Origin of the sequence: Plantactinospora siamensis (assembly GCF_042434095.1) — a bacterium.
GTDB lineage: Bacteria > Actinomycetota > Actinomycetes > Mycobacteriales > Micromonosporaceae > KBS50.
Window position 1 is genome coordinate 290,751 of sequence record NZ_JBHLUE010000019.1, and the last position, 20,379, is coordinate 311,129.

At 73.3% G+C, this 20,379-nt stretch carries 14 protein-coding genes; 8 read left to right on the forward strand and 6 right to left on the reverse strand.

The annotated features are described in order from the left end of the window. Positions 1–58: 58 nt before the first annotated feature. The 3 genes from ACFFHU_RS23755 to ACFFHU_RS23765 form a co-directional block, all read right to left on the reverse strand. On the reverse strand, positions 59–1,729 hold the full coding sequence (locus ACFFHU_RS23755; protein ID WP_377342392.1) for an ABC transporter substrate-binding protein: 1,671 nt from the start codon (positions 1,727–1,729) through the stop codon (positions 59–61). Continuing rightward, entirely contained in the window at positions 1,726–2,766 is a 1,041-nt protein-coding gene (locus tag ACFFHU_RS23760) for a LacI family DNA-binding transcriptional regulator (protein ID WP_377342394.1), read from the reverse strand. Before ACFFHU_RS23760 ends, ACFFHU_RS23755 begins: the two co-directional genes overlap by 4 nt. Positions 2,767–2,837: 71 nt before the next feature. Further along, entirely contained in the window at positions 2,838–4,400 is a 1,563-nt protein-coding gene (locus ACFFHU_RS23765) for a DUF3131 domain-containing protein (protein WP_377342396.1), read from the reverse strand. A 179-nt stretch (positions 4,401–4,579) separates the two neighbouring features. Here ACFFHU_RS23765 and ACFFHU_RS23770 point away from each other — a divergent pair, with 179 nt between their 5' ends. The 5 genes from ACFFHU_RS23770 (at position 4,580) to ACFFHU_RS23790 (ending at position 10,736) form a co-directional block, all read left to right on the forward strand. After that, on the forward strand, positions 4,580–7,078 hold the full coding sequence (locus tag ACFFHU_RS23770; protein WP_377342398.1) for a beta-galactosidase: 2,499 nt from the start codon (positions 4,580–4,582) through the stop codon (positions 7,076–7,078). Between the two features lie 81 nt (positions 7,079–7,159). Then, complete coding sequence (locus ACFFHU_RS23775) at positions 7,160–7,885, forward strand: ABC transporter ATP-binding protein (protein WP_377342400.1); 726 nt, start codon at positions 7,160–7,162, stop codon at positions 7,883–7,885. Further along, the gene (locus ACFFHU_RS23780; protein ID WP_377342403.1) at positions 7,882–8,652 is read left to right on the forward strand and encodes an ABC transporter permease; all 771 of its coding nucleotides are present in this window, start codon (positions 7,882–7,884) and stop codon (positions 8,650–8,652) included. Before ACFFHU_RS23775 ends, ACFFHU_RS23780 begins: the two co-directional genes overlap by 4 nt. Before the next feature lie 107 nt (positions 8,653–8,759). Next, the gene (locus ACFFHU_RS23785) at positions 8,760–10,076 is read left to right on the forward strand and encodes a sensor histidine kinase (protein ID WP_377342406.1); all 1,317 of its coding nucleotides are present in this window, start codon (positions 8,760–8,762) and stop codon (positions 10,074–10,076) included. A gap of 15 nt (positions 10,077–10,091) precedes the next feature. After that, on the forward strand, positions 10,092–10,736 hold the full coding sequence (locus tag ACFFHU_RS23790; RefSeq protein ID WP_377342407.1) for a LuxR C-terminal-related transcriptional regulator: 645 nt from the start codon (positions 10,092–10,094) through the stop codon (positions 10,734–10,736). A gap of 106 nt (positions 10,737–10,842) precedes the next feature. Here the strand turns inward: ACFFHU_RS23790 and ACFFHU_RS23795 are convergent, their stop codons facing one another. Together ACFFHU_RS23795 and ACFFHU_RS23800 are read right to left on the reverse strand one after the other, a co-directional pair. After that, on the reverse strand, positions 10,843–12,150 hold the full coding sequence (locus ACFFHU_RS23795; RefSeq protein ID WP_377342410.1) for an alpha/beta hydrolase family protein: 1,308 nt from the start codon (positions 12,148–12,150) through the stop codon (positions 10,843–10,845). A 70-nt stretch (positions 12,151–12,220) separates the two neighbouring features. Next, positions 12,221–12,949, reverse strand: coding sequence for a VC0807 family protein (locus ACFFHU_RS23800; RefSeq protein ID WP_377342411.1), 729 nt, complete (start codon positions 12,947–12,949; stop codon positions 12,221–12,223). A 37-nt stretch (positions 12,950–12,986) separates the two neighbouring features. Here ACFFHU_RS23800 and ACFFHU_RS23805 point away from each other — a divergent pair, with 37 nt between their 5' ends. Then, positions 12,987–13,823, forward strand: coding sequence for a hypothetical protein (locus tag ACFFHU_RS23805; protein ID WP_377342413.1), 837 nt, complete (start codon positions 12,987–12,989; stop codon positions 13,821–13,823). Positions 13,824–13,946: 123 nt separating this feature from the next. On the opposite strand, the gene ACFFHU_RS23810 is transcribed toward ACFFHU_RS23805, so the two are convergent. Beyond that, positions 13,947–17,231, reverse strand: a complete 3,285-nt coding sequence (locus tag ACFFHU_RS23810) for an AfsR/SARP family transcriptional regulator (RefSeq protein WP_377342415.1) — start codon at positions 17,229–17,231, stop codon at positions 13,947–13,949. A gap of 252 nt (positions 17,232–17,483) precedes the next feature. On the opposite strand from ACFFHU_RS23810, the gene ACFFHU_RS23815 reads away from it, so the two are divergent. Next, positions 17,484–19,607, forward strand: a complete 2,124-nt coding sequence (locus ACFFHU_RS23815) for an AfsR/SARP family transcriptional regulator (protein ID WP_377342417.1) — start codon at positions 17,484–17,486, stop codon at positions 19,605–19,607. Next, complete coding sequence (locus ACFFHU_RS23820; protein ID WP_377342418.1) at positions 19,604–20,080, forward strand: S26 family signal peptidase; 477 nt, start codon at positions 19,604–19,606, stop codon at positions 20,078–20,080. The genes ACFFHU_RS23815 and ACFFHU_RS23820 overlap by 4 nt, the downstream gene beginning before the upstream one ends. Positions 20,081–20,379: the final 299 nt, after the last annotated feature.

Sequence of the window (20,379 nt, forward strand, 5' to 3'; positions counted from 1 at the left end):
TCCCTTCCGCGGGGGTGGCCGGCCGGCGCCGCGGGGGCGGCGCCGGCCGGCGGGATGGCTACTTGGCCGCTTCGGCGGGCTTGAGGTGCGTGATGATCAGCAGGTTGTCGGTGGGGATGGCGTACGGGTCCTGCTCGTTGGGCCAGCCCACCGCGCGGGTGGTGCGGTACTGGAACCAGCGCGCGCCGTACCAGAGGGGAATCACCGGCACCTGGTCGACCATCACCTTGGACAGCTCGCCCACCGCCGCCTTCTGGGCGTTCTCGTCGGTCGCGTTGGCGAGCGTGTCGAGCACCTGGTCGGTGTGCGGGTCCTGCCAGCGGACGAAGTTGCTGACCGCCTGCTTGCCGATCGGGGCGCTGGCGGCGCTGGCCAGCGGCTCGTAGTAGTTCCGGTACATGTTGCAGCTACCGCCGTGCACGCCCAGCAGCGCGTCGTAGTTGCCGGCCTTGCGGTCGGCCTCGTACGACTCGGGGGTGGGGCCCTCCTGCCGGACGGTGAGGCCCAGCGCGTTCAGGTTGGCCACAATGATCTTGCCGGCCTGCACCCAGTCCGTCCACGCGCCGGGGGTGCGGAAGGTGAAGCTGATCGGCTTGCCGTCCTTGCCCACCCGCTTGCCCTGGGCGTTCTTCGGGTAGCCGGCGGCGGTCAGGTCGGCGTCCGCCTTGGCCGGGTCGTACCCCATGATGCCGTTGTTCGGGATGTCCTTCGGCAGCCACTGCTCCTGACCGGGGATCACCAGCCCGGTCTGGCTGGCCGGCTTGACGTAGCCGAGCTGCGCCTTGTCCACGATGTCCTGACGGTTGAACGCCGGCACCAGGGCCTTGCGGAAGGCCATGTCGTTGAACGGGGCCTTGGTCAGGTTGAGGTAGACGCTGATCGTGCCGCCCGGCGGGTACCAGTAGTGGTTGTGCTCCGGATCCCGGTCCACGAACGCCTTCTTGATGTCCGGCACGAACATCGCGTTGGTGTCGTACTCGCCGCGGCTGAGCTTGAGCTGGTCGATCTGGCCGCCGTTGTCCGACTTGTGGAAGCGCAGCTCGTCGACCTGGACCTTGTCGGCCTGCCAGTAGTCCGGGTTGCGGCCCAGGGTGAGCTGCTGCGGGTTGAAGCTCTTCACCGTGTACGGGCCGGTGCCCACCGGCTTCTCCGCGTTGGTGAAGGTGACCGGATCCTTGACCGTCGACCAGACATGCTTCGGCACGATCTTGATGTCGCTGAACAGGTTGAACGTCGAGGCGCCCGGCTGGGCGAAGGTCATCGTGACGGTCTTCGGGTCGGTCACCTGGACCCCCGACAGATACCGCCAGATGCCCTTGATGTCCAGCGCCTTGTTCTGCTTGAGCAGGTCGAACGTGTACCCGACGTCGTCCGCCGAGAACGGCTGGCCGTCGTTCCACTTGACCCCGTCGCGCAGGGTCCAGACCAGCGTCTTCGGGTCCTTCCACTCGAACTTCGTGGCCAGCCACGGCCGCGCCTCGCAGTGGAAGTTGTCGTACGCGATCAGCGGCTCGAACACGTAGTCGAAGGCGCCCAGCCGGGTCGCCTCGAGGTAGGGGTTGTAGTTCTGCTGCGGGTTGCTGCCGCCGCCGAAGTCGCCGAAGTCGAGGAACGCCACGTGGCCGGCCGTGCCGCCGGTGGACTTGCCCTCCGTGCCGGTGCAGCCGCTGACCGCGAGGGCGGCCACCGTGGCCACCGCCGCGGCGCGGATCAACAGAGACCTTCTCACTTGCCGGTACCTCCAGTTGTAAGGGGTGGGGGGCAGCCGCAACTGCGGCGTAGGACCGGTTCGGTGGGCAGCACGAGGTCACCGGGGGCGGGGGCGCCCGGTCTGTCGACCGCGGTGAGCACGATCCGGGCCGCCTCGGCGGCCAGGTCCCGGACGGGTTGCCGGACGGTGGTGAGGCCGGGGGTGACCAGCGCGGCCATCGGCGCGTCGTCAAAGCCGGTGATGACCACGTCCTGCGGCACCCGCAGGCCGCGGCCGAGCGCGCCCACCAGCACGCCGAGGGCGGTCTCGTCGTTCGCGCAGACCACCCCCTCCGGCCGGCGGACACCGCGCCCGGCGCGCAGCAGCCGCTCGGCGGCCAGCACCCCGTCGGCCTGTTGCAGCCCCACGGCCACCGGCGCGGCGGGCGGGCGCAGACCGAGCGACCGGTGCGCGTCGAGAAAGCCGGTCCAGCGCTGGGTGACGTCCGGCGAGCCCTCGGGGTTGCCCACGAAGACGAGGTCCCGCAGCCCGTGGTCGACCAGCAGGTGCCGAGTCAGCGCGGCCATGCTCGCGGTGTTCTCCACCCGGATGCTCGGAACGCCGCCGGGCGCCTCGCCGGCCACCACCACGACCGGCACCATCTCGGCCAGCCGGGACAGCGCGGTGTCGGAGATCGTCCCGCCGATGACCGCCACGCCGTCGACCCGGCGGCCCATCTCCAGCACCTGGGCGTCCGAGTCCTCCCGCAGGTGGGTGCAGAGGATGTGCACGCTGGCCTGGGACGGCACGGCCTCGGACTCGAACCCCTGGATCAGCTCGGTGAAGTACGGCCCGGACAGGCCCGGGAACACCAGGCCGAGCGCGCCGTGCCGGCGGGCCGCCAGGGCGCGCCCGAGGTGGTCCGGCCGGTAGCCGTGCTTCTCGATGGCCTCCAGCACCCGCCGCCGCATCTCCGGGGAGACCTGGCCGGTGCCGTTGGAGACCCGGGAGACGGTCGCGACGGAGACCCCGGCGAGCCGGGCAATTTCCCGAACCGTCACGCGGCTGTTGCCCATGTCCTCCCCGATCCGTAACACGCGTGGAACAGAAACCGGTTTCAGGCGACCATAGGCAGCCGAGACGTAGTTCACAAGTCGCCGCGGCCCAGCTGCGGGAGGAACTGGTTCGCGGGCACGTTGAACGTCTCCCTGGCGATGATCGGCCGGATCCGGTGCTCGAACTGCGGCGAGACGAAGGCGCGCCGGATGACGTCGTTGCCCAGCTCGTTGCCGAGCGCTCCCATGATCATCGCCTGGTCGAGCGAGAGGTACCGCTTGGCGACGGTGCCGCTGCGCACCGCCACCGCGTCATAGAAGCCGCCCGGCCCGTACGAGTCGAAGTTGGCCTTCAGCCGGGCCAGGTCGTCCACCACCGGCCCCTTGGCGTACGGCAGGGCCAGGAACGCCGCGTGCGGGGTCACCACGCCGTCGCCGTAGGTCGGTGCCGGCCCGGCCGGGCGGCAGCCGTCGAAGCCGGCGTCGTACTTCGAGCCCTCGGCGTCGGACGGATACCCGTCGGTGTCCATGCCCATGGCGTCCACGCCCCAGGCCCGATAGCCACCGGCCGGGTCGCTGGCCGGCGAGAAGCCCCAGTAGCCGTACCCGGCGTCGTTCATCCCGTGCTCGATCTGCGCGGCGACGGTGGCCGGATGGTTGCGGCCCCAGCTGTTCGGCGCCCAGCGCGCCTCGGGCACGAACAGATCGGGCATGAGCGCCTCGAACATGTCGCCGCCCCAGCTGGGCACGAACTGGATGCCGCGATACCGGTACGCGCCCTCGAAGACCGGCACGCCCTGGTACGTGGTGTCGAAGCCGACCGGCCGCATCTCCTGCCAGCTGTAGTCGCAGGTGGGCGGCAGGGTGCGCATCGTGTGGTAGTAGGCCTCCGGCGGGATCTGCCCGGCGGCGATGCCGAGGTACGTGGCCATCCGCGGCTCGGTCACGGTGATGTCGTAGTGGTTGCAGGTGAACCAGACGCCGTCGCGCTGCTGCGAACACCCGGACGGCGCCGCGTCCCAGAAGCCGCCGGCGAGCAGGCCCTTGACCCCGTACGCCGTGCTCGCGGCCGGGTTGTAGTAGAAGCCGAAGTTCATCGTGCGCAGGATCGCGTCGGCCTGGCCGCGCAGTTCCGGCACGGCGCCCTCGACCACCCGCAGCCCGGCCGCGAGCCAGCCGTTGTCCACGCTGGACAGGAACGGGTAGACGGTGTTGCCGTCGTCCGGCCAGACCGTCAGCACCGAGCCGTCCCGGGGGTCGTACCAGTTGTAGTACATCCCCGACGGGGTGTGGTGCTTGAGCCGGGCCAGCGTGTCGAGGGTCTGCGCGATCCTCGCCCGCGCCTCGGGGCGGGAGATGATGCCGAGCCGCTGGGCGGCCACGGCCGCCCAGAGGTAGCCGCCGATGTTGGTCGGCGAGGTGTAGCCCGAGCGGCCCCCGGCCGCGAGATCACCGGTGATGCTGTCCGCCACCAGGCCGGTGTGCGGGTCGGTCATGGCGACCATCGAGCGCCAGGTGTCCCGGGCGTACCCGAGCAGCGCCCGGTCGGCCGCGGGGCCGGAGCGGGACCGCTCGGCGGCGGGCGCGGCGGCGGCGACGGAGCCGCCGGTCAGCGTGAGCGTCAGCGCGAGCAGCGGTGCGAGTAGGCGTCGCATGGCTGTGTTGTCCTTCCCCTGGTGGGTGCGGAGGATGAGCCCGCCGGCGACTGTTGCCCCGGTCCGCTCCGTTCCGTACGGTGCGAGGCAGAAACCGGTTTCAGGCGACCATAGGCAGCTGAGACGCAGTTCACAAGTCGGGGGTCCACTATCTCCGCCCAGAGGGAGCTCTGCCCGATATGCCCGAGGTACTACTCCGGGACCGCCGGATCCTCATCGACGGCCGGCCCCGGCTGCTGCTGGCCGGCGAGGTGCACTACTTCCGGCTGGCCCGCCGGGACTGGGCGGACCGGCTGGACCGGCTGGTGGAGTGCGGCGGCGACACCGTGGCCACGTACGTGCCGTGGCTCTGGCACGAGCTGCCCGACGGCTCGGTCGACCTGACGGGGCGTACCGACGAGCGCCGCGACCTGGCCGGCTTCCTCGACCTGGCCCACGAGCGCGGACTGCGCGCGGTGGCCCGGCCCGGGCCGTTCATCATGGCGGAGATCAAGAACGAGGGCATCCCGTTCCGGGTGTACGACGAGCACCCGGACCTGCTGCCGTCCACCTGGGACGGCGCCCCGATCGCCACCCGGACCCTCGACTATCTCGCGCCGGACTTCCTGGCCGCGGCCGAGGTTTGGTATGCCGAGGTGATGCCGGTGCTGGCCGAGCGGCTCGCCGGGCGTGGCGGTCCGGTGGTGGCGGTCCAGCTGGACAACGAGATCGGCATGCTGTCCTGGGTCACCAACTCGCCCGACCTGACCGACGGGCTCTGCGCCGACCTGGCCGCCTGGGCGGTGCGGCGGTACGGCAGGCAGACCGCGGCCGCCCGGGTCGGCGCCGACCCGGGCGACGCGCCGGCCTGGGCCGCGGCGCTGCGCACCCCGGCCGAGGAGCGGTCGCTGACCCTGCACGACGACCTCGGCCGGTACATGCGGGACCGGTACCGCCGGTACGTCGCGGCGCTGCGCTCGGCCGCCGAGCGGCATGGGGTGACCGGGGTGCCGTTCCTGGTCAACGTGCACGGCACCGGGGGCGGCCGGGGGCGTACGTTCCCGATCGGAATCAGCCAGCTGGCCGAGGCGTACCGCGACCAGCCGCAGCTGACCGCGGGCTCGGACTACTACCTGGGCGACCTCACCGTCGCGAACGTGGCCGACCTGTACGTGTCGAACGCCTTCCTCAGCGCCTCGCTCGGCCCGGACCAGCCCGTCACCTGCCTGGAGTTCGAGGCCGGTGACGGCGACTACGGCGAGGACCTGTCGATCCGCTACCCGCCCGAGGCCATCGACCTCAAGGCCCGGCTCTGCGCGGCGCAGGGCAACCGGCTGCTCAACCTGTACCTGTTCGCCGGCGGGCACAACCCGCCGCTGGCCGAGCCGGTGGGCGACGGCAACGACCGGATCGCCTTCACCGGCGAGCGGCACGGCTTCGCCGCCCCGGTGAACCCCGAGGGCCGGCTCAACCCGACGTACCCGGCCGCCCGGCGGGCGCTGTCCGCGCTGCGCGCCGCCGCCGACCTGCTGGCCGACGGCGACCAGGAGCACGACGACCTGGCGCTGGGCTTCGTGCCGGACCACTACCTCACCGAATACCGGCACCCGGCCTCGACGGCCCGGGCCGACCAGGTCGCCGAGCTGGAACGGTTCCGCGGCATGGGCTCGCGGGACATCCTGGCCCGGGCCCTGCTGCTCGGCGGCTTCTCCTTCCCGGCCATCGACCTGGCCGCCCCGACCGCCGACGCCGCCCCGACCGCCGACGCCCCGACCGCCGACGCCCCGGCGGGCGGCGCCGACGCCGCCTGGACGGGCGGCACCGCGCCGGGGGTGCTGGCCGTCGCCACCGCGCCCACCCTCGGCGCCGACGTGCAGCGGCGGCTGGTGGACCATGTCGAGTCCGGCGGTCGGCTGCTGCTGCACGGCCCGCTACCGGTCCGCGACCACGACGGGACGCCGTGCACGCTGCTGGCCGACGCCCTCGGCGTGACCCCGACCGACCTGATGGAGGGCGGCGCCCATTACTTCCCGTCGGTGATCGGGCACGGATGGGCGACCGGGCCGGCCGAGGTCCGGGTCGGCTGGGCCCAGCTGCTGGAGGGGGCCGGCGAGCCGGTGCTCACCGAGGTCGGCTCGGGCCGGCCGTGTGCCGTGGAGGTGACGGCCGGGGCCGGCCGGGCGCTGGTGATCGCCGCCGACCATCCCTGCCTGCTGGACTTCTGGCGGGCGGCGCTGGACCGGCTCGGCGTGCGACCCCGGCTGCGGCACGACGCCGAGCAGCCCGGCCTGGTGCTGACCGCCACGGCCGACCGGTCCGGCCAGCGCCTGCTGCACCTGCTCAACGTGGCGCCGACGGCGATCGAGTTCGGACTCACCGACTCCGGCCGGCCGGTGCTGGGCGGCCGCCGGCTGCGGCTGGCGGCGCGGTCCGGGATGATGCTGCCGGTGGGCGTCCGGCTCGGCCCCGCGGGCGGCGAGCCGGCCCGGCCGGTCGCCACCCTGGTCGAGACGAGCTGCGAGTTGCTGTCCCGGGACGACTCGGCGGTGGTGCTGCGGCCCACCCAGCGCGAGGACGTCGCGGTGTTCACCACCGACCGGCCGGTCCGGGCCGACCGCGGCGAGGTGGTCGTGGACGGCGACCGGGTGACCGTCACGGTCAGGGACGGCGGCGACGACCCGGTGCGGATCGAGTTCTAGCGCGCCCGGGGGAAAACCACCGGGCGGAGTCGGATGATTTCCGCCTTCTGAGCGCCGACGATGGCGCCTAGCGTTGCTCGCGTGATCGAACTGCGGCAGTTGACCAAGCGTTACGGCGACCGGATTGCCGTGGACGGGCTGAGCGTCCGGATCCAAACGGGAATGGTGACCGGCTTCCTCGGCCCGAACGGCTCCGGCAAGTCGACGACCATGCGGATGATCCTCGGCCTGGACGCCCCGGACCACGGCGCGGCGCTGATCGGCGGGGTGCCGTACGCGGACCTGAGCTGGCCGCTGAGGTCGGTCGGCGCGCTGCTGGACGCCGGGGCCTTCCACCCCGGCCGCAGTGGCCGCGCCCACCTGACCGCGCTGGCCGCGAGCAACGACGTCCCGGCCCCCCGGGTCGAGCAGGTGTTGCGGATCGTCGGCCTGTCCGGCGTGGCCGAGCGGCGAGCCGGCAGCTACTCGCTCGGCATGCGGCAACGGCTCGGCGTCGCGGTGGCGCTGCTCGGCGACCCCGGCGTCCTGCTGCTCGACGAGCCGGTCAACGGCCTGGATCCGGAGGGCATCCGCTGGATCCGGGACCTGCTGCGGGGGCTCGCCGCCGAGGGCCGGACGGTGTTCGTGTCCAGCCACCTGATCGCCGAGATGGCGCTGACGGCGGACCGGCTCCTGATCATCGGCCAGGGCAGGCTGCTGGCCGAGACCACCGTCGCCGAGCTGGCGGCCGGCCACGACAACCTGGAGGACGCGTTCTTCCGGCTCACCTCGCAGACCACCGACTACCGCGGAACGGAAGTGTCATGACCGGGTACGGATTCCGGCAGGTGGCCCGGATGGAGTGGATCAAGCTGCGCAGCGTCCGGTCGACCTGGTGGCTGACGGCCGCGACGGTGGTCGCGATGGGCGCGACGGGAGTGGGGGTCGGAGTCGGCTACCGGTCACACACCCCGGTCGCCACCACCGCCCAGATCCTGAACAACAGCCTCAGCGGGGCGATCCTGGGCCAACTCCTGCTCGGCGCGCTCGGCGCGCTGACGGTGACCGGCGAATACGCCACCGGGATGATCCGTTCGACGCTGGCCGCCGTACCGCGACGGCGGACCGTCCTGGCGGCGAAGGCCGCGGTGTGCGCCGGCCTGGCGCTCGGCGTCGGCCTGGCCGCCAGCTTCGCCGGCTATCTCGGTGGGCAGCTGGCGATCGCCGGCACGGCCATCCCGACCGCTCCCCTGGCGGACCCGGCGAACCTGCGCGCGGTGCTGCTGACCGGCGTCTATCTGGCCGCCACCGCGCTGATCGGGGTCGGTGTGGGGACGGTCGTGCGGCACTCCGGCGGCGCGATCGGCATCCTGTTCGGCCTGATCTTCGTACCGTCATTCGCGGTCGGGTTGTTCGGCGAGAACGGCATCGCGGTGGGGCGGTTCGTACCGCTGCTGATGCTGCTCAACTCGATCGCCGTCACCTCGCCGATGGCGGGGCTGTTCGCCGGCTGGATCAGCGCGCTGGTGATGTGCGGGTACGCGGCGGTGGCCATCCTCTGCGGCGCCGCGCTGCTGAACCGCCGCGACGCGTGACCGCCAGCCGCGACCCACGACTCGTGACCCGCGAGCCGCGACCCACGACGCGGGTCACCCCGACGACCCGTGCCCCACAACCGCGCCCGAGCGGCGACAATGGGCCGATGACCGCGCTGCGCGCCCCGTTCACCCCGGTGGCCCTGCGCCGGGCGGTGTTCTGCGTGTTCGGCGTCCTCAGCGCGGTCGGCGTCCTCGCGGCGCCGGCGATCGTGCCGGGCCTGGGCGCCCTCTACCTCCGGGCCACCGGCGCGGCGTCCCGGGAGCCCGCGCCGGTCGTCGCGCCGGTGTTCCTGATCCTCCTCCCGCTCACCGTCGTGCTCCTGGTGGCGCTGGCCGCGCCGACCGGCCGGGCGATGGGGTCCGTGCACCGCCGGCTCGCGCAGCGGCTCCTCGGCGCCGACGTGGCCGCCCCGCCAGCCCGGACCGCCGGCGCGCTGGTCGCCGACGGGCCGGGCTGGCGCGCCGCCGGGTACGGGCTGCTCAAGGTCCCGCTGGCGATTCCGCAGGGGTACGGTGCCTTCTGCTACCTGTTCGGCCCGGTCAACCTCAGCTACCCGTTGTGGTGGCCGCTGTTCCGCAACCACCCGCCCGGCACCCGGCTGGGACCGGTGCGGGCGCTGACGCCGTTCGGCCCCCTCGAGGCGCGGACGTTCGCCGGCACGTTCGGAATCGCCGCGGCCGGTCTGGCCATGCTCCTGGTGGCGCCGTGGGTGATGCGCGCCGGTACGACCGCGGACGTGGCCGCGATGCGGTGGCTGCTCGGCCCGCGCCGGCTCGCCGAGCGGGTACGCGAACTCCAGGTCAGCCGCGCCCAGGCGATCGACGACGCGGCCACGATGATGCGCCGGCTGGAACGGGACCTGCACGACGGCGCGCAGATCCGGTTGGCCACCCTGGCCATGAACCTCGGCATGGCGACCGAGAAGCTCGGTGTCGACGGCCCACCGCCGGATCTCGCCCAGGCCCGGGAACTCGTCGGGCTCGCCCACCGCGGCGCGAAGGACGCCCTCGCCGACCTGCGCCAGCTGGTCCGCGGGATCCACCCGCCGGTGCTCGACAACGGCCTCGGCGACGCGCTGGCGACGCTCGCCACCAGCAGCGCGGTGCCCGTCGAGGTGACCGTGGAGCTGCCCGAGCGCCCGGCGCCCGCGATCGACACCATCGCCTACTTCTGCGCCGCCGAGCTGCTCGCGAACGCGGCCAAGCACAGCCACGCGACCCGCGTCGGGCTCGGCGTCGTCGGCGCCGGCGACCGGCTGACGCTCACCGTCACCGACAACGGCGCCGGCGGGGCCGACCCGGACGGCCCCGGCCTGACCGGTCTGGCCCGCCGGATCGCGGTGGTGGACGGCCGGATGCGCGTGCACAGTCCGGCCGGTGGTCCGACCCGGGTCGAGATCGAGCTGCCCACACGGGTGTGAGGAGGGGACGACCCCATGCGGGTGGTGATCGCGGAGGACGCCGCGATGATGCGGGAGGGCCTGGTCCGGCTGCTCGCCGACCGGAACTTCGAGGTCTGCGCGGCGGTCCCCGACGCGGACGCGTTGCGGTCGGCGGTCGCCGCCTTCGTGCCGGACGCGGCCGTGGTCGACATCCGGATGCCGCCGACGCACACCGATGAGGGACTCCGCGCCGCGATCGACATCCGCCGCGACCATCCCGGCGTCGGCGTGCTGATGTTTTCCCAGTACGTCGAGACCCGCTACGCGACCCGCCTGCTCGCTGACCGGCCCGGCGGGGTCGGGTACCTGCTCAAGGACCGCGTGGCAGACGTCGCCGACTTCGTGGACGCGCTGACCCGGGTGGCAGCCGGCGGCACCGCGCTGGATCCGGAGGTGGTCGGCCACCTCATGCGGTCCGGACGGGACACGGCCGGCCTGGCGTCGCTGACCCCACGGGAGCGGGAGGTGCTCTCGTTGATGGCCGAGGGCCGGTCCAACGCCGGCATCGCGGCGGCTCTGGTCATCACCCCCGGCGTGGTGGAGAAGCACGTGGCGAACATCTTCGGCAAGCTCGGGCTGCCCGCCTCGGACGGTGACAACCGCCGGGTCCTGGCCGTCCTCCGCCACCTGGGCGGCTGACGGTGGCCCATCGTCGGGCGAACCCGCCGGCCGCAGCCGAAGCAGCCGCCGAGGCAGCCGCCGGCCGGCAGCCGAAGCCACCGGCCGGCGGGAATGGCTTCCCGGGTCAGGGAACGAAGGTGACATCGCGCAGTCGTGGCGACGGACCGTCCAGCAGGTGACCGTCCCGGCCGCGCAGCCACCGATCGAAGAAGGCGGCCACCAGGGTCTCCTCGGTGCGGACGGCCCGGCCCGGTTGGATGCTGCCGATGGCCTCGGTGACGAAGCTGTCCGGGAGGCCGAGCTGCCGGGCGATCTGCGGGAGCAACGGCACGGTGTCCTTGTAGGAGTCCTCGCTCTTCGCGCCGGTGAGCCGCAGGTCGACGTGCCATCCGCTGCTGTTGTCCCACAGCATCCGCCAGGACGGCGTCTGCTGGTGGTCGGTACCGGGGTCGCCCATGAACATGAACGGCCGATCCAGGCCGTGCCGGGCCACCGGCCACAGCGCGATGGGGTCGGGCATGATCGGTGTCTCGATGCTGCCGCCCAGGTCGATCGCGGCATCGATGCGTGGGTCGTCGTTCATGGCCTGGAGAGCGGTCAGGCCGCCCGCCGAGACGCCGAGCATTCCCGTGCGGCGCAGGTCCAGCGCGCCGGCGACGCCCCGGGGCAGCGTTCTGCCCTCCGCGTCCGGGTTCGTGCCCCGGTCCAGCGCCGCCAGCTGGTCGAGCACGAAGCGGGTGTCCGCGATCCGCGTGTCGAATATCCTGGCCCCCAGCTTCTGGAAGCCGTCTGGCGTGTGCGCCTGCTCGAACAGCTCCGGCACCACGGTGCCGACGACCCGACCGTCCGGGAACTCCACCTCGGACGTCTCGTAGGTGTGGTCGATGGTCACCACCACGTACCCGCGGCTGGCCAGGTCCTGCACCTCGGTGGTGCCCCAGCTGCGCGGGTCGCCGGCACCCGGGGAATACAACAGCACCGGGAACGGTCGGTCGCGCCGCGCCACCGGCGCGCCCCGGTGGCCGCTGGTCCGGGTGGCGGCGAAGTCGACCGAGCCCGGCGGTATGCCGTACAGGCTGGCGCCGACGCCGGCGGCGCTGCCGAAGTGGGCCGCCGCGCCGGGCGTCATGTGCGGCGCCAGCGGGAACCGGCGCACCTCGGTGGCCGGGTACCAGAGGCTGACCATCAACTCGCGGTGGGCCGGGGTGGCCGTCCACGGGTCGGTACGGGAGGGGTCGATCAGGTGCAGGTCGACCGTACCCACCGGAAAGGGCCCGGTCGGCCTCGGCAGGGTCAGTCGAGCCGGTCCGCCGGCGTGCGCCTGGACCTGCGGCATGCGGCGAGGGGAGGCGGACGATGGTGCGGCGGTCGCGACCGTGACGCAACCGACGATCATCGAGGCGAACAGGGCGGTGCGGAATCGTTGTGCCATGAGCGGCTCCTGGTGAGCAAACGTGGGCTGCGCCTGCGGCTGCCCGTCATCGCACCTCACGCTATGAGCGTCACGTGTTCGGTAGAAGGCGGCTTTCACCCGCATCCGTACCGGGGATATCCCCCGTGGCGTCCGGGGTGGCCGAGCCGTCCGGGCCGGCCGCGGCCGGGTTCGCCCGCGCCGCCCGGGCCTGGCTGCGCCGGGCGTAGACGATGGTCCAGGTGACCAGGGCCGCCACGACCACGTACGCCAGCACGGGTCCGACGATCACCATCGTTCCGATCGCCAGCTGATAGCTGAGCACGACCCGGACGACCGACTCGACCAGAAAGGTGATCCCCCAGACGACGGTCAGCACCCGCTGGGTGTGCCGGAAGCCGGGATACTGCCAGAGCCCGTCCCACCAGGCGATCCGCTCGGGCGAGCCGCCGGTGGCGAACTTGCGGCCGAAATAGAACATCAGCGGCCGGGGCGCCAGCAGCGAGCCGAGCAGCACCAGGCCGAACAGCCCGGTGATGGCGGACTCCTTGACCAGCGCCAGTCGCGGGCTGTCGAAGATCACCGAGGTGGCGATCCCGAGAACGATCAAAATCAGGGTGAGCACGCCGAACTCGTCGATCCGGCGCCGGACCAGGTAGCCGCCGAGGATCTCGACGACCGGCCAGACCGCGCTGATCGCGAGCGCCGCCACCGTGCCCGTCCCCCGGTCGGTGAGCATGGAGTAGGTCAGATACGGCAGCACGATGTTGAACAGGATGGTCGGGCCGAGTTCGAGCAGGAGCGTGCGGAACCGTGTCATGTGTCGACTCCCCGATGCGACAATTATGCTCACGTACGTGAGCCAGACCGTAGCATCAGAATCGGGTCCCGTCACCGCCGCCCAAGCCCGCGGCGCCGGCATGGTCCCGTTCCTGTTCGGCGTGACCGGCCGGCCCGAGCTGCCCGGCGCGCTGCTCACCCGGCTGCTCGGTGACCTCGGGCTCAGCCGGGCGGCCGCCCGCGCCCTGCTGCTGCGGATGCGCAACGACGGCCAGCTCGTTGGCACCCGGCGCGGCCGGGGGGTCGACTACCGGTTGGCCGGCAGCGCCGCTCGCGGATTCGAGCGGGTCCGCACCGCCGCCCAACCGCCGCGGACCGAGTGGACCGGCGCCTTCCACGCCCTGCTGCACCAGGTGCCCGAGTCGCGTAGGGCGTTCCGTGACGCGCTGCGCCGAGCGGCGGTCATGACCGGGTACGGGATCCTGCAACAGGGTGTCCTGATCGCGCTGACCGACCGGTCGCACCTGCTCGCCCCGCTGGCCGACCCGCCGGCCGAGGCCATGGTCTATTCCGCGCGGCTGGCGATGTCCGACGCCGAGGCGGCTCGCGCGGCCCGGCACGCCTGGTCCCTGGACGAGCTTGCCGCGCGGCACCGGCGGCACATTGCGACGCTGCGTGACGCCGTACGGCAGGGCCGCACCCCGCCGGCCGGGCCGGCCGGGCTGCGCCGGTACGCAGAACTGCTGCGCGCCCCGCTGATCGACACGCTGAGCAGTCCGCGCCTGCCCGAGCCGCTGGAACCGGCCGACTGGCCGATGCCGGACCTGCAGGCCGCGATCGGCGAGGTCCAGCGGGTGTACGGCGGACCCGCGGTCAGCTATGCCCGCTCGCTGCTCGACGAGCCCAGCGGCTGACCGGGCCGATCGCGACGAGGTCACCGTGGCCGGCGACCGGGTGACCGTCACGACGCGGAGCGCGGGCACCGACCCCGTCGTGTCGAGATCGGCTGGTGCCGCGCCGCGGCAGGGCTGCGATGGTCAGGCCGCCCCCTCCCCCAGCTCGGCCGGGACCGCGAGGCCGAGTTCGGCGTAGAGCCTGACAGCCTCCCGCCGGTGCGCGCCGTGCTCGGGATGCAACCGGGCGAGCACCACCAGGGTGCCCGCCTCGCCCAGTCGGTAGCCGGTCCGGCGATGGTTCTCCAGGGCGGTCTGCGCGTGCCGGACGGCCTGCCGCGGCTGATCCCAGCGCAGGTTGACCCGGGCGAGCGCGGTCAGGGCGCGGCCCTCCAGCACCCCGAAGTGGCACTCAGCCGCGGTCGTCAGGGCGTCGCGGGCATGGTGGAGGCTCAGCTCGTGGTTGCCCAGCCGGCGATGCGACGCGGCCAGCCCGAGCAACGCCACCGTGCGGCGGTACCGGTTGTTCACCTCCGCTGCCGCGGCCAGCGCCTGCTCGTACCATTCGATGGCCTCGACCCAGTGGCCGAGCGCGCGATGCGCGTCCGCCACGGTGTTCAGGATCTGCGCCGCCGAATCCCGCTCACCCAGGCGGCGGAGCAGGGCGAGGGAGGTGAGCGCGAGGTCGAGCGCGCGGTTGCGCTCCCCCAGCACCAACGTCGTCTCGGCGATCCTGTTGAGTGCCCTGGGCTCCTCGTGCCGGTTGCCGCTTTCCCGCTGCAGGCGCAGGGCCAGTGTGGACAGGTCGAGCGCTGCGGCGTACCGGCCCAGGCTGTGGTACACGGCGGCCAGCGAGTCGACGACCACCGCCTCGCTGGCCGGGGCCCGCGCCGCACGGGCGAGCCCCAGCGCCGCCGTCAGGGTGTCCACCGACTCGGACAGGCGGCCCATGAAGTGGTACGCGTTGCCGAGATTGTTCATGGAGGTGAGCCGTACCGTTTGCGGCGCGTCCTCGCTGAGCAGCGCGATGCCGGACTTGTGCCGGTCGATGGCCTCCGGCAGGCGGCCCATCTCCTGGTAGATGATGCCCAGGTTCCCAGCGGCGACAGCGCTACCCCGGCTCCAGCCGCCGCGGTCGCTCAGCACCCCTGCCCGCCGTAGGTGCTCGATCGCCTCGGTGGTCCGGCCGAGCAGGTTGTTGACCTGTGCCAACCCGTTGTGCATCGCCGCCTGCGCGCACGGGTCTGCCGCGGCCTCGGCCGCGGACAGCCCGCACCCGGCGGCAGCGAGCAGGTCGGCCAGGTGGCCGCGCCGGGCCAGGTAGCCGCGCATCCCGTCGGCCAGCAGCCAGGCCGGTTCCCCGAACCCGTGCCCAGCGGCGTCGTGCACCGCGGCGATCAGATTCGGCCGTTCGGCGTCCAGCCAGGCCAGCGCCTCGATGGCCTCGGCGAAGTCAGGGAGGGCGGGCGGCGCTTGCCCGGTCGGACCGGGAAGCCGGACCATCTGGTGATAGAGCAGTTGCGCGGCGCGGTCGACGGCGTGCACATACCAGTTGAGCAGCCGCCGTAGCGCGACCCGGGCTTCGCCCGCCCCGCCTCCGACGCCACCCATGGCCTTGTCCCGGGCATGATGCCGGAGCAGGTCGTGGAAGCTGAACCGGCCCGGGGCATGCTCGTCGACCAGGTGCGCGGCGGCGAGCTCGTCCAGCAGCGGGCCGGCGCGGTCGGCGGTCGCGCCGATCAGCGCGGCGGCCGTCCCGGCGGTGAAGTCCGGCCCGGGCACCACGCCCAGCAGCCGGAACAGCCGGCGGGCTCCCGGTTGCACCGCGCGGTACGACAGGTCCAGGGCCGCCCGCACCGCGGCCTGCTGGTCGCCTTCGATGGACAGCGCCGCGAGCCGGTTGCCGCCGCGCAGCTCGGCCACGTGGTCGGTGATGCTGCGGCGCGGCTGGTAGGCCAACTTGGCGGCGGCAACCCGCAGGGCCAATGGAAGGTGGGCGCAGAGGTTGGCGAGCTCGTCGGCCTGGGCAGCCTCCGCTCGTACCCGGTCCGCGCCGACCAGGTTGACGAGCAGGCGGCGGGCCTCGGCCCGGGTGAGGACGTCCAGCGTGACGGGGCGGGCGCCGTCCCGGGCCACCAGGCCGGTGAGCCGGTCACGGCTGGTGACCAGGACCGCGCAGCCGTCGCTCGCCGGCAGCAGCGGGCGAACCTGCTCCGCCGATCCGGCATTGTCCAGCAGCGCCAGGACGCGCCGTCCGGCCAGCATCGACCGATACAGGCCGGTGGCCTCGGCGACGTCCAGCGGCACCCGCTCGGGAGAGACACCCAACGAGCGCAGCAGCGTGCCGAGCGCCCGCACCGCAGAGACCGGTGGACCGGGCGCATAGCCCTGTAGGTCGAGGTACAGCTGCCCGTCCGGATAGGCGTCGGCGGCGGCATGCGCCCACCGCACCGCCAGGGCGGTCTTGCCCACCCCGGCGGTCCCGGAGATGACCGCAATCCTCCGGCTGCTCGCTCGCACCCGGCTCAGGACGGCGTCGAGCTGGTCGAGCTGCCGCGTCCGCCCGGTGAACCCGGCCGTGTCGGGCGGCAACTGGGCGGGGATGCTCCGGTCCGCCGGCTCCGGGCTCGGTGCGGCCGGCGGGCGCGCCGACCGGTCGAGAGCCGGGCGCTGGATCGGGCCGGCCATTCGTTCCGCCGGCATCTGCTGACGAAGAACGCGCAGCTGCGCGGCCGCCAGGTATGGTCCGGGCTCGACCCCGAGCTCCTCCTCCAGCCGCGCCCGCACCTCCCCGTACAGAGCCAGCGCCGCGGTCTGCTGCCCGCTACCGGCGAGGGCGAGGATGAGCTGCGCAGCCAGTCGTTCCCGCAGCGGATGCGCATTCACCAGCGGGCGGAGCTCGGTGGCCACGGTGGCGTACCGGCCGAGGGCCAGCTCCGCCTCCGCCAGGTCCTCGCATGCGGCCAACCGCTGCTCCTCCAGATTGGCCGCGGCGGCCGCCACGAATGCGCCCGTGGCGCCGGTCAGGGGTGCGCCCCGCCACAGCGAGAGGGCGGCCCGGAGCTGGTCCGCAGCGCCCGCCGAGTCCGTTTCCTGCGCCCGGCACACCCGCTCGGTGAACGTGGCGAGGTCCAGCTCGCCGTCGTGGACCGCAAGCCGGTAGCCACCCGGACGGCTGGTCAGCAGCCGGTCGGCCGCGTCCCCGGGCAGCGCCCGGCGCACCTGGGACACGCAGCCGTGTACCTGTGTGCGAGCGGTGGGCGGCGGCGCGCCCGGCCACAACGCGTCGATGAGCTGCTGGGTCGAGACCACGCGGTTGGCGTTGAGCAAGAGGTAGGCCAGCACCGCGCGCTGCTGCGGCCGGCACAGAGATCTCAGATCGTCGCCCGACGAAACCTCGATCGGGCCGAGGATTCGCCATCGGATCACGCGGTCGTCCCCCGGATCGGCTTGCTTGATCCCTTTTGCAGCGAGCGTAGCAGCCGCGTAGCCCCCGCATAGGTGAGCGCGACAGGCTGCAGGGAGCAACCCGAGGCGGTGCGGTCCGGCCGACGGCTTCCCCTCCCTCGTACGCGAGTGGCGCCTAGTCGTGCGGCCGGATCTGCCGTTGTCGGCAGGCAGATCGCTGTCCACGGGGGACGGATCATGAGTCGCCAATTTTGTTTGCTCGGCCCGGTTGTCGTGCGGCGTGATGGGACGGATCAGGAACTCGGTACCGCCAAGCAGCGCAGCCTGCTGGTCGCGCTGCTGCTGGACGTCGGGCGGGTGGTGCCGGTCGATCGGCTGGTGGAGCTGTTGTGGGGCGCCGAACCGCCCCGCTCGGCCGTGGCCAACATCCGGACGTACGCGTCGCGCCTGCGGGCGGTCCTCAATGGTGAGACGGAGCATCTGCTCAGCCGCCCGCCGGGCTATCTCCTCACCGCGCATGCCGATGAGGTGGACTTCCTGCGCTACGAGCGGTTCGCCCGCCGCGCCCAGCAGGAACTGGCCGACGGGCGAACGGCGGCGGCCGAGGCGCTGTTCCGCCAGGCGTTGTCGCTGTGGCGGGGCGCGGCCGCCGAGGACATCCGCCGGTCGGGCCCGCTGGGCGCCCGGCTGGACGCCCTCGACGAGCAGCGGGTCACCCTCCTGGAAGACTGGATGGAGAGCCGGTTACGCCTGGGCGACCACCGGGCCGCGATTCCTGAGCTGCGAGAACTGACCAAGACCCATCCGCTGCGAGAGCGGCTGTGGTCTCAGCTGATGCTGGCGCAGTACCGGGCCGGCAACCCGGGCGCCGGCCTGGCGGTCTTCAACGAGGTACGCCGGACGCTGGTGGACCAGCTGGGCGTCGAGCCCGGGCCGGCGCTCACCCGGTTGCAGGCCGCGATGCTCGCCCACGATCCGGGGCTGCGGGCCGAGCACACCGGCGCGGACCCCGGGACAACCACGGTCAGGGTGTGCCCCCGGGAGCTCCCGCCGGACGTCTCCGCACTGCTCGGGCGGTCCGCCGAGCTGGACCGGATCGACGACGCGGCCCGGAACTCGGCGCCGGTCGTGGCCCTGCACGGACCCGCCGGTGTCGGCAAGTCGGCCCTCGCCGTGCACGCCGCGCACCGGCTGGCCGAGCGGTATCCGGACGGACAGCTCTATGTCGACCTGGGCGCGAACGAGCCCAGGTCGGCGCCGGTCACGCCGATCTGCGTGCTCCGGCGCCTGCTCCGCACGCTCAGTGGCGGCGGGCCCGTCGATCTGGATGACCCGCTGGAGGCGGCGGCCCGGCTTCGTACCTTGACCGCCGGCCGGCGGCTGATCCTGGTGCTGGATAACGCCCTCGACGAGGGCCAGGTCCGCGGGCTGTTGCCGGGCCGGACCGGCAGCCTGGTCATCATCACCAGCCGGCGCATGCTGGCCGCGCTCGATCCGGTCGCGCACGTGGACGTCGGCCCACTCCCACCGGCGGTGTGCGCCGGGCTGTTCGCCCGACTCACCGGCCCGGAACCTGCCTGTCGTCCCGAGCTCGACCAGCTGGTCGAGCTGTGCGACGGTCTGCCGCTGGCGGTGCGCATCGTGGCGGCGCGGGCGGCCGGTCGTCCCGGCAGGTCGATCCGCTCGCTGGTGGAGCAACTGGCCGACGAGCGGACGAGGCTCGACGCGCTCTGTCACGACTCACTGTCGATCCGTGCCTCGCTGGCCGCCAGCTGCCAGCAGCTCACCCACGGCAGCCGGCTGCTGCGCCTGCTGGGCGCACTGGCGTTGCGGACGGTCCACCCGGCGATCGCGGTGGCCGCCCTCGGCGGCTCGCGTTTCGAGGGCGATCGGGCGTTGGACCAGTTGCTCGAGCTGCGGCTGATCGAGCAGCGGGGACCTGCCCGGTACCGGGTACCGGACCTGGTACGACTCCATGCCGCGGAACTCGACCCCGGTGAAGACGTTCAGGCGCCGCTGTACCGTGTGCTGTCCTGGTACGTCCGTCGCCTCGCCGGTTCGGCGAGGTGTCAGACCGGGGAACGCGGCGGCGGGGACGCGGCTCCGCTCATCGGCGCCCGGGAGGAGCGGCGACGCGCCGACGGCGGCGCGGCCGCGCCGTGGTGGCGGAGCGAGCAGGCCAACCTGCAGGCGCTGCTCCACCAGGCGTACCGGTCGGGACGGCCACTCACGCAACGCGTCGAGCGGCTGGTAGCCGTGCTCCAGCCGTTCGCCGGCCCGCCGGCCACCCGCGGCCCCGGCGCGGGCCACCCGGCGTTTCCCCGTACGGCCGACTTGCCCCTTCCCACCGGGCGGTTCAACCTGCCCGGGCACACCGACGAAAGGATGCCCCGATGAGTGTGGCTGGATGGTCCATGGTCGCCGGCGGCTTGGCGCTTGCCGGGGCGGCCGCGCTGGCCCGGCGCCGGCTGGTGGCGATCACCGTGGAGGGCCGCAGCATGGAACCGACCCTGCACGAGGGCGACCGGGTCCTGGTGCTCCGCCGCCCGCTGCGCCGGGTGCGGCGGGGCCAGATCGTCGTGCTCGAGCAACCGATGCCCGGGGCGCGGTGGGCGCGGCTGCCGAGGCCGACGCACCGGATCGGCGGCCGGGACTGGCTGGTCAAGCGGGCGGTGGCGGTGCCGGGCGACCCGGTACCACCCGCCGTTGCCCCGGTCGCCGGCGACCTCCCGGACGGCCGGGTGCCGGCCGACTCGGTGGTGGTGCTCGGGGACGGTGTGAGCAGCCAGGATTCCCGCATGTGGGGTCTGGTACCGGGGGAACGGGTGCTCGGGGTGAGCATCGCCCGCTTGCCCCGCCGGGTGGTGTGAGGCCGGCGGTCCGGCGGTCCGGTCACCGCGGTACGCGGACGGGGGCCGGGACGGGCTCACCCGCCCCGGCCCCCGCGGTGTGGCGCTGGGCCGGTTTTCCGCTGGGCCGGCCGCGCCGACCTCGCGGAACGGTCTAGCAGCTGCCGCAGGCGTAACAGGCCTTCCGGCAGTTGCAGTTCCAGTAGCACTTGCGCCTGGTCGCGCAGGGGCCCTCCTCGCACCAGGACAACCCATACTCGGCGCAACACGCGCCGGCCTTCGTGGCCGGCGCAAAAGCCGTCAGCATGCGATCGGCCATC